Raw genomic sequence first — 14,247 nt, 5'->3', positions numbered from 1 at the left:
CATGGATGATACCATGAATGATGATGCTAAAGAAATGGATTCCATGGAAGGCATGCAGATGAATGAGCAAAAGGATACTATGAAAACGGGCAATATGGAAGGCATGGATTTGTTTTCGGAATATAACTACGACTTTTTAAAATCACCGGAAAAAACGAGCTACCCTGAAGGTACGCCTGTAAAAGAAATTTTATTGAACCTCACAGGGAATATGCAACGCTATATTTGGAGTATGAATGGTGTTCCGCTATCTGAAACCGACAACATCAAAATAGAAGGCGATCAGGTTACCAGAATAACATTAAACAATTTAACCATGATGCATCACCCCATGCATTTACATGGGCATTTTTTTAGAGTCATTAATAAAAATGGGGAATATTCACCGCTAAAGCATACGGTAAATGTACCACCAATGCAGGATGTTACCATCGAATTTTATGGCAATGAGTATGGCGATTGGTTTTTTCACTGCCATATTTTATATCATTTAATGGGCGGAATGGCACGCGTTATGAGTTATGATACCCCTCCAGACATTCGTATGAAAGGCTATCCAGCATCTATTGCAGTTGCAGAAACCGATCTTTATTATTCTTGGGGAATGGTTGACGCATCATCACAAAATACGACCCTTAATTTAGTAGCTTCAAACATGAGAAACCAATTCAATGCCTCGGTTGAATTTGGCTATAATGAAAATCTTGAAGCAGAATTTACTTACGAAAGGTATTTACATGATTATTTAAGGGTATTTGGTGGTGTAAATATTGAAAATGAAATAGACGGAAGTTTAAATGAGTTTAAAACGGTTGCAGTTGCCGGTATCAGGTTTTTAACCCCTTATTTATTTAGCCTCGATGCTAGGATTGATAGTGATTTAAGACCTAGAATTGGTCTTGGTCGAAGTATCATGTTATTTCCAAAATTTTCGGTGTTTGGGTACTACGAGTATCAATTAGATTTTGGTTGGGTAAACGCTTTGCCATCTGGTGTTAATTCTGAATCAGAAACCGTTTGGAGTGCTGGAGCCGAATATTTTTTATCCAGAAACGTATCGTTGCTAGGAAGTTACGACAACCGTTTTGGCGGTGGTGGTGGATTGTCGGTAAGATTTTAAGTAATATAAGGTAGTTATGATGTACACGTGGATAATAGTATTGGGAGTAATTATCTTGGCGGTTATCCTATATGCAGGTAAAAACGGAAATAAAATACTGAAGCGGGAAAATCCTTTAGAAATTTTAAACAGACGCTATGCCAAAGGTGACATATCCAAAGAAGAATATGAAGAAAGCAAACAAAGCATTAATTTAAAAAAATAGAGAGATATGAACTATTATTTTAATAAAACCCTCAACGAGGATTTTGATACTGTAATTGAAAGCGTTACAGAAGCATTGAAAAATGAAGGTTTTGGTATCTTAACAGAAATAGATGTAAAAGAAACCTTAAAAAAGAAATTGGATATAGATTTTAAAAAATACAGGATTTTAGGAGCTTGTAATCCGCCCTATGCTCATAAAGCATTGGAGGCAGAAGATAAAATCGGTACCATGTTGCCATGCAATGTCATAGTTCAAGAGATTAATCCCGGTATTGTAGAAGTGGCAGCTATTAACCCTATGGCTTCTATGATGGCAGTAGATAACAAGCAATTGATGGAAATTGCCGATGAAATAACTGCTAAACTTAAAAATGTAATTGAAAAACTTTAAACAGAATTAACACTAAAACAAATAAAAATGAGAAAATTAAAATTATCAATGGGAATTTTAGCAATAGCATTTGCAACCCTAACTGTAGTGTCTTGTAAAGATGCAAAAAAAGAAAACAATAATGAAGATGGACATCATTCAGAAATGAGTACAGATGAAGATCATTCAAAAATGAATCACGACAACAGTGATGGTCACCATGATGAAGAAGCAACTCACGATAACAGTGATGGTCACCATGATGAAGAAACAACTCACGATAACAGTGATGGACATCATGATGGAGACAGCGCAGAGATGTCATCTGAAGCAAGGGATCTTGATGTTAGCTCTCAAAAAAATCCAGCAACAACACCAATTATTGATGCTTACTTGCAAATTAAAAATGCTTTAGTAACCGATAACAAAGGAAATGCCGCAAAAGGAGGTACAGCATTACTTGCTGCTTTTTCAAAATTTGACATGACAACATTAACAGGTGAATCCCATAAAGAATATATGGAAATTGCCGAAAGTGCAATTGAACATGCTGAACATATTGTAAAAAGTCCTATCGATCACCAAAGAGAGCATTTTGAAACCTTGAGCACGGATATTAATGATTTAATTACCCTTTTAGGTACTGATAAAACCTTATATCTAGATTATTGCCCAATGAAAAAAGTAAGCTGGTTGAGCGAAACCAAAGACATCAAAAATCCGTTTTATGGTAGTGAAATGCTAACCTGTGGGAATGTAAAAAAACAAATTAATTAAAATGAAAATTGTTAAGATCATAGTTTTGGTTTTGCTGGTAGCGTTCGTGGGGGTTCAGTTTATTCCCACGGTACGCAATCAAAGTGAGAGTACCCCCAAAACAGATTTTATGTTGGTCAATACGGTACCAAAAAACATCAATGAAAAATTACAAGTAAGCTGTTATGACTGCCATAGTAATAATACCGCGTACCCTTGGTATAATAAAGTGCAGCCTGTTGCTTGGTTATTGGAAAACCATATTAATAACGGAAAGGAAGAATTGAATTTCAATGAATGGGCAGACTATTCAGATAGAAGAAAGAAAAGCAAATTAAAATCAATTATAAGTCAGATTAGAGATGATGAAATGCCGTTGACTTCATATACTTTAATTCATAAAGATGCTAAATTCAGTGAAAACGAGAAACAAGAACTAATGGATTGGTTATCAGACTTAAGAGACAGTTTATAATTATTAATAAAATTCAAAAAATGCAAAAATTAAAAACGAGTATAGCCGCAATGCTATTGTTAGTAGTTTCTGTTGCCAATGCACAGGAAAAAGAAAAAATGAATCACGATCACGGAGACATGAAAATGGATCATAGTAAAATGAAAATGGACAAAATGCAAGACACCAAAGCGGAAGCAGTTCTTGCTGATTATTTTATGCTAAAAGACGCCTTGGTAGGTGATGACTCTAAAAAATCGGCACAAATGGGTACTAAACTAGTAGCCGCTCTTAAAGCATTTGGGATGAGTAGTTATACAAAAGAACAGCAAGAAGAACTAGCTGATATCATTGAAGATGCTACCGAACACGCCGAACATATTGCAAAAAGCGAATTAGAACATCAGCGCGAACATTTTAAGACTTTGAGTAAGGATATTACAGATATGGTGGCTATAACAGGAACAAAAAACACATTATACCAACAGTTTTGCCCTATGTATGATAAAGGTAGTACTTGGTTAAGTACAAGTAACGAAGTTAAAAATCCGTATTACGGTAGTAAAATGATAAAATGTGGTAAAGTACAAAAGGAAATTACTAATTAGTGCATATCCACTATGGATAAGTGAATGAAATATCTAATACATAAAAGGGAAATGAAATTTTTTATTGTTGAATGGTTTTTAGTTAATCCTTTTACTTTTATGATATTGGAAAAGTCCTAATTCGGGAAGGGTTAAAACGATTATGATTAGTAGTGAACCCTTCTCTGGTTAGGCACAAAATATTTAGAAAAGAAAAGTTGATTTGGTTAATAGCAGCCAGCCTACATACGGGAGAGAGATTAATACCTAAGAATAAGTTAATAATTCCTCTCTTCCTGTGTCAGGCAAATATAAACTTTTGAAAAACAGAAGTTTTTTAGAAGATATTTGAATTTGAAGGAACGACTTTTTTTTTGATTGATAAAATACTGTATAACGCTAATTTTCTGGTATTATGTTAAACAGTTTTAGGCTTTTTTAAGTAAAACTATAAATTTAATACGGAATCTAGATGAAAGACTGTTGTAAAAATAGTTGTGATAAAAAGCCAAAACAATTTAGCATAAAAAAGTGGCTTAACTATTTATTGTACTTAATTATAGCTTTTATAGTAGTGGGAGCTTTGCTTCTTCAGCTATTTGGTGAAAAGTAATTATATAAATATGCAAAAAATTAGCGATATTGCTAAATGTGATAGCTTCTATAAACAGCTATTTAAGAAGCTTTTATTAACAACAACTTTAGTTATTGTTATATCGTTTATATATGTCTTATTAAGGTTACTCGTTGTTACCCATCCATCCTTATCTTATATCATAGTAGTACTAGCATTTGTAAAAACCTTTTTTATTGTGCGCCTAACATTTATCCAGTTGAGTAAACTAATTGGAGAAAGCCATAAACTTAGTCATGTTTTAACACTCTTTGGAGTTTTAATTCTCTTAATTGTGTTGTCATTCTCATTCGATTATCACGCTCTTTATATAACAGATGGTGATAGTTTTAAAACATCCCTTACAGAAAATAGTTCATTATTTAGACAATTTTTCGAGTTTTTATATTTCAGTTTAATCACGTTTTCTTCAGTTGGCTTCGGAGATATCGTAGCCATCTCTGTTTCAGGAAAAATTATGGTCATGTTGGAAGTCTTTTTAAGCTTTTTCGTTCTAGTCTTTGGTATTGCAAATATTAATCGAATTCATGTTGATAAATAAAACGACTAACACTAATAATTATTAAACACTATAAAATAATAACATCATCAATGAGCACCTTTACGCAAATAATCCATCAGTATAAAAACGATACAGAAAGTGTTTACAATACTTGGTTTGTTGACAATGACCAACGACTAAAAGCGTTTAGAACTATTAGAAGAGGTGTTATACAAGTCATTGAAGATATTAAAAATAAGACGTTTCCAAACGATTTTAAGGAAAGTAGTTTAGAGTTTGTTTTAAGTTGCATAGCAGAGCAAAAACAAGTGTTTGCGGGTGTAGCACATCCTTTTTATTGGAAACCAAAGTTGCGTATTCCTGATATTTATGAAAATCAAAATAATAAAATAGCTTTCGGTCAATTTCTGGAAAATTGTATTAATGCCAAAACAGAAGAACAAGTTGTAAAAGAAATTGTAACGATAGATGCTCTCAAAATAAAAGGTCTTGGTCCGTCAGTAGCAAGTATTTTATATTTTTTGCATCCAACCTGGTTTCCACCATTTAATACAGCTATATTAAAAGGATTTAATGTTCTGTTTAAGGACAAAAAGAAGCTGGGGAGTTGGACAGAATACCTTAAAGTTAGAGAAACCTTAATTGAAACGAATGCTAAAAATAAATCGAAATTATCTAATGATTTAGGAGCAATAGCTGGATTGCTTTTCGAAATTGGTGCCCAAAAAATGCTGATAGGTAGTGACGAATATTTAAGTGAAACCGAAAGAATAAAATTTGAAAAAAATATTGTAAAACGACAAAAGCAAATCCAAGAAGAAAAACAAGAAGAAAAGCTTCATGACGAAATGCAGTATCATTTGTTAAAAATTGGAATTTCCCTAGGTTTCGATGTCATACCAGCCAGAAACGATAAAAGTAAATCTTTTGGTGGTCAAAGTTTTTCATTTATTTCAATGAATACATTCCCAGAGCTTCCGCCTTGCGATAAAGAAACCCAAACCACCATAAAGCTTATTGATGTTCTTTGGTTTGAAAAGGGTACTAATAATATTATTGGTGCTTTTGAGGTTGAAAAAAGCACCAGTATTTATTCTGGAATTTTAAGATTATCAGATTTGTATTTTAGTATTTCAGATGGTGACGAGGTTTTTTATATCATTATTCCAAACAAACGTGAAAAAGATGTCATTCAGCAGTTAAATCGACCAGTAATTAAAAATTCTAAAATACATATAAAATATATTTTGTTTTCTGAATTAAAAACCCATTGTGATGCGATTTGTAAATTCGGGACCGACCTTTCAATTATGGATAAAATAGCCAAATCTGTTTGACTTAATATTGAAAAAAAAACAAATTATATCTGTAATTATTCTATATAAAAACAATAAAAAATGGTAAACAGGCACACAGCACTAAAAATTAGAAAAACCCATCGCTATTTAGGCCTTTTCATTGGCATTCAATTCTTGATGTGGACTATTAGTGGCTTGTATTTTAGTTGGACGGATATTGACGATATTCACGGCGACCAGTTTAGAAATTCTCATTACCAACCTAAAGGGTTCCATAATCTTATCAGTCCCTCTAAAATAGATGTACCAAAAGGAATTAGGACTATTGAAATGAGAGATATAGATAATATCCCATATTATTGGATAAATAAAAATCAGCTCTACAACGCATCAAACGGAGAATTAAAAAAGGGGATTACAGAACGTGAAGCATTATATGTAGCCAATCAGTTTATGGACAAATCCCTAAAGGTCATTGACATTAAATTAATTAGTGAAGTTGATAAAAAGCACGAGTATCGTGAGAGATTATTGCCAGCTTATGTGATGTCTTATGATAATGATGAAGCACTTAAGGCGTACGTTTCTGTTAACGACGGAAAATTTCAAACCGTAAGACACCGCAATTGGCGTTGGTTCGACTTTTTATGGATGACACATACTATGGATTATGAAGGAAGAGACAATTTTAACACTATCGTTTTAAGGGCATTCTCGTTATTAGGTTTAATAACAGTGTTAAGCGGTTTTTTACTTTGGTTTACATCATCACCAACGATAAGGAAAATTGTAAAACGGAAAAAATAGTGAGTGAAACTAGAAGAGTTAGAAGAAAGAATAAAAAAAGTAGGCCTCAACAGAAAAGTAGTATTTCCAAAAAGGATAAAATTGTTGGAATCCTAGCAATAATCATTATTGTCATATTAGCAGCTGTTATGGCCTATTATTATTCCCTTTCAAAAGCAGGAATAAAATTGTTTTAAAATAAATGAATACTATAATCCACATCAAAAATATGGTCTGTCCAAGATGTATCTCGGCAGTGACGATTATTCTGGAGAAATTGCATATTCCCTTTAGCTCAATTAAATTAGGTGAGGTTGAATTGACAACGCCATTAAGTGAGGGCACTAAAAATGCTTTTTCCCTAGCACTACAAAATTCTGGCTTTAGTTTGATTGACGACCGTAAAAGCCAGCTTATCGAGCAAATGAAAACTTTGGTTGTCGATAAAATCCATCACTCGCCTGACGAATTGGATATTAAATGGGCAGACCATATAAGTGAAAAATTACATCTTGATTATAAATACTTAAGTTCTCTTTTCTCGTCTGTTGAAAGTATTACGTTCGAGCAATACATCATCAATCAAAAAATAGAACGTATAAAAGAACTCATTGTTTATGACGAATTAAACTTGAGTGAAATAGCTATTAGGCTTAACTATAGTAGTGTTGCGTATTTGAGTAATCAGTTTAAAAAGGTTACTGGAATGACACCTTCCAAATTCAAAAAAAGCACAAACAAAAACAGAACATATTTGGATGAAATTTAAGAATTTATTAATAAAAAGTAGATTCATAATAATTGATACTTTTTGAAATTATGAGTGTCAATTTTAGAAATTTTATGTGTAAAAAATATTCAACAAAAACAAATATTATGAAACATCCATAACTAAAAGTTCGATACCAGAGGACAATGATTATATGGATGTTACATGTTACAATTAAAAAACAATAAATATGAAAACAAAACTATTTACTCTAACAATCGTTTTAATGACATTTTGTGAGGTTACAGCCCAATCAACTTATAAAACGGAAGAAGGTCACATTAAAATGATAACTTCGGTAAACAATAAACCTGTCAAGGCAGAAAGTCATAAATTGGCCTTATATCTTGATTATGATTCCAAAATAGTTAATGGTGTCCTTGACCTAAAAACCATAACAACGGATATTTCTAAAATCAACACCATGTTACAAGAGCAGGAAAACCCTTTAATACTTCGGTTTACTGGCACTATCCCTTCTCATGATTTTTTGTCAAAACGGCACGACCCAATTAACTTCAATTGGCTAGTAACCGTTATATACCAAGAGAAGTCCTATAAGTCGCAATTTAACGCCACCATTACACATATTGAACATGGAGTAGCGATGTCCTGCTTGATAAGCGCAAGGGGTCAGGTTTTAGTGTCAGATACTGGTTTGGATTCCTTAATAGAAGGTTTAGATAAGACTATTGAAATTCAGTTTGCTCAGCTCGTATTAAAATTGGAATAGCTATTTGTTTTAAGAGATATGAAGTCTAATTCTGATTTTAACCCAATAAATAAGATGGTTAGGACGTTGATTTATTATGAAAAAATATAAAATATTATTTTTTGTTATCAGCTTGTCCATTTTTGTGGCTTGTGGTACAGATAATAACAACACCGAAGAACCTACGACTGAAAACTTTATTTTCGAAGACGGATTTGAAACCCAAAATGATTTGTTAGATGAACTGTTTCCTTCAAACGGTACAAGATGGTCCACAATACAACAAACCAATCCTTCAAATGCCATTAATGAAATTTCTATTACGAATGCAGAATTTACTGAAGGACAAAATGCACTTCGTTTTCTTTCATATCAATCGGATTCGCAATTATCAAAAATAGACATTGAAAAAAATGGTTTGAATATAAAATCAGGAGATGAAGTCACAATAACTGCTGATTTCTATATCACCGGAACTGAATCCCTAGAAAATTTATTGCTTATTGATTTAGAATGTTGTTCTTGTTGGGATCCTTCGGTTGGAGACAATTATGGATCGGAAAATCAATGCCCTGGAGTTAGACTTTTAATGTCTGGAGGTAATGATTATCTTTCCATAGAACGAGGAAAAATATCAGGAACAACTTTACAACAAACTATTTTTGCTTTTCCAAGAAACCAATGGGTTTCGGTACAATGGGAAATGACGATGTCTGAAACTGAAAACGGACTTAATAGATTACTTATTAACGGCACAGAAGTTCTCAATGAAAGCGCTATGAACATGCCAAATGCCCAGATTTTTAGTGATGTATTTACAAATCAAGGAATTGATTTCACTTTACAAGAACCTACCGTTTACGAACGTGTACAAATTGGTGCAACGGCTAACCCTACTGCAGGAAATATTGAATTATTTGTTGACAATTTTTCAATTAAAGTGGAATAAAATGTGCTACGTTAAATCACTCAGCACTAATGCAACATATTAAAGTCCTTTAATCAGTAAATTTGTAGTGTAAATGAGAATAAGATTATAATCAGTTATTTGTCCAACAATTCAAGAAAACAATATTTGTTGATAACCCCTTAATTTTTTTGCACACCTGTTGCATCCATTAATTTGTATATTTGTAAATCTTTATGAAGATAATCGTTTCCATATCAATGTCTATTTTATTCTTTTTTCAAGGAATTAGTGTGGATATGGACGTATGCGAACCAATTCAGAAAATTTCAAGCTTTATTACCCATTACCAAGACCATAAAGTTTATGGTGACTCTTTCTATGAATACGTATTAGAAGATTACTTCGATAATGAAGTAAATAATAAAGGGCATCATAATAATTCAGATAAGGAGAATATGCCTGTTCATTCTCATCAACAATATTATCATCCTGTAGTATTTATTGCAAATACGAGTATAGCTGTATTCAATCTATTAAAGTTTGAAGAAAAAAAACAGTTTAATTCATATACATTCAACTTCAATTCCATATTTCTGGAATCTCTTTTCCAACCCCCTCAAGTATAATTCAGTTTTCATAGGATAGCTATATCCTTTCAAGACCATTCTCTGGTCAATTTTACATTATTAATAACGCCTTCGTATTACTGCGTGAGGTTTAACTGAATTAATACATTTTCTATGATTAATAAAATCATTTCATATTCCATTAATAATAAATTTATTATTGGGCTATTTATAGTGGCACTTGTGGGTATAGGCATTTGGTCTATGGCTACTATAAAATTGGGCTCCGTCCCAGATATCACCAATAACCAAGTACAGGTCATTACAGTGGCTCCAAATTTAGGAACCGAAGACATCGAGCAATTTGTAACCTACCCTGTTGAGTTGGCAATGGCAAATCTTCCGGATGTTGTCGAATTGCGTTCGGTATCCCGTTTTGGGCTGTCCGTGGTTACCATTGTTTTTAAAGATGAAGCAGGAACTTATCTGCCAAGACAATTAGTACAAGAAAAATTAACCGAAGTTGCCGATGAAATCCCTGAAGGTTTTGGAACTCCGTTTATGGCGCCGATTACGACGGGATTAGGTGAAATATTTCAATATACCCTAAAAGTAAAGGAAGGCTATGAAGAACAGTACGATGCTATGGAGCTTCGAACCATACAGGATTGGATAGTAAAACGTCAAATGGCATTGGTGCCCGGTGTGGTCGAGGTCAACGCTTTTGGAGGTTATGTCAAACAATATGAAGTGGCCATCAATCCAGATAAGCTGAAAAGTTTTGGCTTAACAATGAACCAAGTATTCGAAGCCCTAAAAACAAATAATGCTAATACGGGAGGTGCTTATATTGAAAAAAATCATCAAGCTAACTTTATTCGTGGTGAAGGATTGGCAAGAAGTTTAGAAGATTTGGAAAATACAGTGGTAATCACTCAAAATGGAAGCCCTATTTTAATAAGGGATGTTGCAGAAAAAGTAGGCTATGGAAGTCAGGTACGTTACGGTGCGTTTACCCAAGATGGTCACGAATCTGTTGGAGGTCAAATCTTGATGCTTAAAGGACAAAGCCCAAGCAACGTTATTGACAATGTACAAAAACGTATTGATGAAATTCAAAAATCACTACCTGAAGGTGTTTATATCGAACCTTTTTTAAGCAGAAGTGAATTAATAGCAAGAACAACAAGTACCGTAGAAAAGAACTTGATTGAAGGATCACTTATCGTGATTTTTGTATTGGTACTGCTTTTAGGTAGTTTTCGAGGTGGATTGATAACGGCTTCCGTTATTCCACTATCCTTATTATTTGCATTTATCTTAATGAAACAGTTTGGTATTTGGGCAAATCTAATGTCATTAGGTGCGATTGATTTTGGAATCATTGTAGATGGTGCTGTGATTATAGTTGAAGGGATGGTGCTTCATATTCATCAGCGGATTAAAAAGTCCAACGCACCAATAGACCAAGCAGAAATGGATCAAATGGCCTATGATTCAGGAAGCACTATGATGAACTCTGCCTTTTTTGGACAATTAATTATACTAATTGTATTCACACCTATTCTCTTTTTAACTGGTGTTGAAGGTAAAATGTTCCGACCAATGGCATTTACTTTTGGTTTTGCAGTTTTAGGTGCTATCATTCTTTGTTTGACTTATGTTCCTATGATTTCGGCATTATTCTTAAAACCAACAAAAAATCAAAATGGATGGTTCGCCAAATTTGAAAATAGTATTGATCGGTTCAGTGATAAAATTATGGCAGCTTTAAACAAAGCCTATAAGCCATTGCTTTCGTTTGCGCTGCGGTTTAAAGCAGGAGTTGTTATTGGTGCAGTGGCACTGTTAATGATTGCTGGATATATCTTTAGCAATATGGGTGGCGAGTTTATCCCAAAATTTGATGAAGGGGATATTGCGTTTCAAGCTTTGATAAAACCTGGAAGTAGCCTTACAGAATCCATTGAGGCTTCAAAAAAACTTCAGAATTTAATTAATGAATTTCCGGAAGTGAAAACTGTAGTTTCAAGAATTGGTGTAGCCGAAATTCCTACAGACCCCATGCCTATGGATATTGCCGATAGCTATATCATTCTGGAAAAGGATAAAAGCAAATGGACTTCTGCCGAGAGTAAGGAAGAACTTATAGAAAAAATACAAGAAAAAATTGCAGTAATTCCAGGCGTTAATTTTGTGTTTACCCAACCTGTTGAGCTTCGTTTTAATGAATTGTTGACAGGCGTGCGTGAAGATGTGGCTATCAAACTATATGGCGAAGATTTAGGGGTTTTGGCAGATAAAGTACAGGAAATCGCTGCGGTAATAAGAACCGTTCCTGGTGCGGCAGACTTAAATGTTGAAGCCACCAGTGGGTTACCACAGATGACAGTACAATATAATCGTGCAAAAATGGCGCAATATGGTGTAACCGTTGATAAATTAAACGACTACGTTAGTGCTGCATTTGCAGGCGAAAAGGCGAGCGTCATTTTTGAAGGCGAAAAGAGGTTCGATGTTGTTATTCGTTTAGCAGAAGCATTTAGACAAGATATCAATAACCTAAAAAACCTATACATCGATTTGCCAAGTGGTGCACAAGTGCCTTTAAAAGAAGTAGCGGATATCAGCTATAAACCAGGACCAATGCAAATTTCAAGGGACAATACTTACCGCCGAATTTCGGTTGGTGTCAATGTACGTGGACGAGATGTAAAATCGATGGTAGAGGAAATACAACAAAAACTGGAGAAAGAAGTAAAATTGCCACCAGGTTATTATGTAACCTACGGAGGTTCATTCGAAAATTTACAACGTGCTTCAGACCGATTAATGATTGTCGTGCCTATTGCCTTATCTCTAATATTCATCCTACTCTATTTTGCGCTCAAATCATTTTCACAGTCAGCAATGATTTATATGGCAGTACCATTAGCCGCAATAGGTGGAGTTTTTTCGCTTTGGATTCGCGGTATGCCATTCAGTATTTCGGCAGGTGTAGGATTTATAGTCCTCTTTGGAGTAGCGGTATTAAATGGACTGGTATTGATAAACAAATTCAACGAATTAAAAGAAAGCGGAATGACAAATATAAAAGACAGAATATACGAAGCAACACACGAGCGTTTGCGCCCTATATTACTTACAGCAACAGCCGCCATTATGGGCTTTATTCCAATGGCAGTATCTACATCAGGTGGCGCAGAGGTGCAAAGACCGTTGGCTACAGTTGTAATTGGCGGATTGATTACGGCAACCTTTTTAACATTAGTGGTAGTTCCAATACTTTATAGTTGGTTGGAATCTCGTAAAGCGCGTAAAAATAATGGAGATGATACAAGTTATATCAAAAAAAGTCAAACCATTATTCCGGTATTACTGTTGGTTGGAGGGTTTTTATCTTCTGGCACTTTATGGGCTCAAAACAATTCTATGTCTCAAACTTTAACAATAGAGGAAGCTATCACAATGGCAAAGGAAAATTACCCTTCTCTTAAAGAAAGTCAAGCTATAATTGAACGCGAACAAGCAATGAAAGGAACAAGTTTTGATTTTGGAAGTACCTCTTTATATACTGGTAGAGAAGACCAAGGAGTACAACAGGGAGTACTGAGTACCTATGGCGTACAACAGGGAGATATTGATGTACTTTCAGGTTTTTCAAAAACCAAATTTTATAAAGAGCGTATAAAACTCGGAGAAAAATTCTATGTAATTAACGAACAGCAATTAGTTCGCAATGTGATGCAAGCATACGAACAAATTAATTATAACAAGGCACAATTGCGCTTTGCAAAACAACTGGACAGTGTCTATGCAAATTTCAGGTCGGCCGCAGAAACGCGTTACGATACGGGAGAAACCGGAAAACTGGAATTTATTGCAGCATCTTCAGAATATCAACAGATACAAGTATTACGGCAACAGGCCTATGATGATATTGAAATTGCTAAAAGAGCATTAAAACAGTATTTGGGTACAGATCAAGAAATCGAAACAGTGGAATTACCTTATCAAGCGATGAACTCTATCGCTATTCTGGATTCGACTTCGGTAGCTAACAACCCGCTATTACAATATTCAATGCAAAATGCCGAAGTGAGTAAGGCAAACATTGGTGTTGAAAAATCACAGTTCCTACCCAAGTTCAGCCTAAGTTATGACAAGCTCAAGTACAATGATTTTTCTGGGTTCAGTGCTTATCAGGTGGGTATCAATATTCCGTTATGGTTCTTTCCTCAGAAATCAAGAGTTAAAGCCGCCAAGGCAGGTGCAATGGTGGCCGAAAACCAGTATCTGGAACAGAAAGCCATCACCGAAAGCAGGGTTTCACAATTGTTAAAATCCTTGGAGAAAACCCAAAAGACGCTAGATTATTACCAAGAAGGTGCGTTGATTTTAGCTGAAGAACAGATTACTACGGCAGAACTTGCTTCAAAAGAAGGTGAAATAGATTATGTAAACTATATTACAATTCTGAACAGTGCCATAAGAATCAAGCAAAACCATTTACAATTTATCAATCAGTATAACCAACAAACCATTGAGTTACAATATCAATTGGGCAATTTATAAC

Annotated in this window: 14 protein-coding genes; all 14 read left to right on the top strand. The window is 34.2% G+C overall.

Annotated elements, in window-relative coordinates:
* Positions 1 to 1,120: multicopper oxidase domain-containing protein (locus AAC024_RS12170; protein WP_339895745.1), on the top strand; the 1,120-nt coding region annotated here is incomplete at its 5' end.
* A gap of 16 nt (positions 1,121 to 1,136) precedes the next feature.
* A complete protein-coding gene (locus AAC024_RS12165; RefSeq protein WP_339895743.1) occupies positions 1,137 to 1,325 on the top strand; it encodes an SHOCT domain-containing protein in 189 nt (62 codons plus the stop codon).
* A gap of 6 nt (positions 1,326 to 1,331) precedes the next feature.
* On the top strand, positions 1,332 to 1,718 hold the full coding sequence (locus tag AAC024_RS12160; RefSeq protein ID WP_339895741.1) for a DUF302 domain-containing protein: 387 nt from the start codon (positions 1,332 to 1,334) through the stop codon (positions 1,716 to 1,718).
* A gap of 27 nt (positions 1,719 to 1,745) precedes the next feature.
* The gene (locus tag AAC024_RS12155; RefSeq protein WP_339895739.1) at positions 1,746 to 2,474 is read left to right on the top strand and encodes a DUF3347 domain-containing protein; all 729 of its coding nucleotides are present in this window, start codon (positions 1,746 to 1,748) and stop codon (positions 2,472 to 2,474) included.
* 1 nt (position 2,475) lies between these two features.
* Positions 2,476 to 2,928 carry a heme-binding domain-containing protein gene (locus AAC024_RS12150; protein ID WP_339895737.1) on the top strand — a complete coding sequence of 151 codons (453 nt, stop codon included), beginning with the start codon at positions 2,476 to 2,478 and terminating at the stop codon, positions 2,926 to 2,928.
* A 20-nt stretch (positions 2,929 to 2,948) separates the two neighbouring features.
* Positions 2,949 to 3,515 (top strand): DUF3347 domain-containing protein, encoded by a 567-nt coding sequence (locus tag AAC024_RS12145; RefSeq protein ID WP_339895735.1) that lies wholly within the window; start codon positions 2,949 to 2,951, stop codon positions 3,513 to 3,515.
* Between the two features lie 602 nt (positions 3,516 to 4,117).
* Positions 4,118 to 4,669 (top strand): ion channel, encoded by a 552-nt coding sequence (locus AAC024_RS12140; RefSeq protein ID WP_339895733.1) that lies wholly within the window; start codon positions 4,118 to 4,120, stop codon positions 4,667 to 4,669.
* 50 nt (positions 4,670 to 4,719) lie between these two features.
* On the top strand, positions 4,720 to 5,967 hold the full coding sequence (locus tag AAC024_RS12135) for a hypothetical protein (protein ID WP_339895731.1): 1,248 nt from the start codon (positions 4,720 to 4,722) through the stop codon (positions 5,965 to 5,967).
* Between the two features lie 60 nt (positions 5,968 to 6,027).
* A complete protein-coding gene (locus tag AAC024_RS12130) occupies positions 6,028 to 6,735 on the top strand; it encodes a PepSY domain-containing protein (protein ID WP_339895729.1) in 708 nt (235 codons plus the stop codon).
* 181 nt (positions 6,736 to 6,916) lie between these two features.
* Complete coding sequence (locus AAC024_RS12125) at positions 6,917 to 7,483, top strand: AraC family transcriptional regulator (RefSeq protein ID WP_339895727.1); 567 nt, start codon at positions 6,917 to 6,919, stop codon at positions 7,481 to 7,483.
* A gap of 190 nt (positions 7,484 to 7,673) precedes the next feature.
* Positions 7,674 to 8,216 (top strand): hypothetical protein, encoded by a 543-nt coding sequence (locus tag AAC024_RS12120; protein ID WP_339895726.1) that lies wholly within the window; start codon positions 7,674 to 7,676, stop codon positions 8,214 to 8,216.
* A 76-nt stretch (positions 8,217 to 8,292) separates the two neighbouring features.
* Positions 8,293 to 9,144: a hypothetical protein gene (locus AAC024_RS12115; protein ID WP_339895725.1), complete on the top strand. Its 852-nt coding sequence runs from the start codon at positions 8,293 to 8,295 to the stop codon at positions 9,142 to 9,144.
* A gap of 194 nt (positions 9,145 to 9,338) precedes the next feature.
* A complete protein-coding gene (locus tag AAC024_RS12110; RefSeq protein ID WP_339895724.1) occupies positions 9,339 to 9,731 on the top strand; it encodes a hypothetical protein in 393 nt (130 codons plus the stop codon).
* Between the two features lie 114 nt (positions 9,732 to 9,845).
* Positions 9,846 to 14,246 carry a CusA/CzcA family heavy metal efflux RND transporter gene (locus tag AAC024_RS12105; protein ID WP_339895723.1) on the top strand — a complete coding sequence of 1,467 codons (4,401 nt, stop codon included), beginning with the start codon at positions 9,846 to 9,848 and terminating at the stop codon, positions 14,244 to 14,246.
* The last annotated feature ends 1 nt before the right edge of the window (position 14,247 follow it).

The sequence above is a fragment of the uncultured Algibacter sp. genome (genome assembly GCF_963976535.1).
In the GTDB taxonomy this organism is placed as follows: domain Bacteria; phylum Bacteroidota; class Bacteroidia; order Flavobacteriales; family Flavobacteriaceae; genus Algibacter_B.
This window is presented reverse-complemented; position numbering and strand designations above follow the sequence as displayed.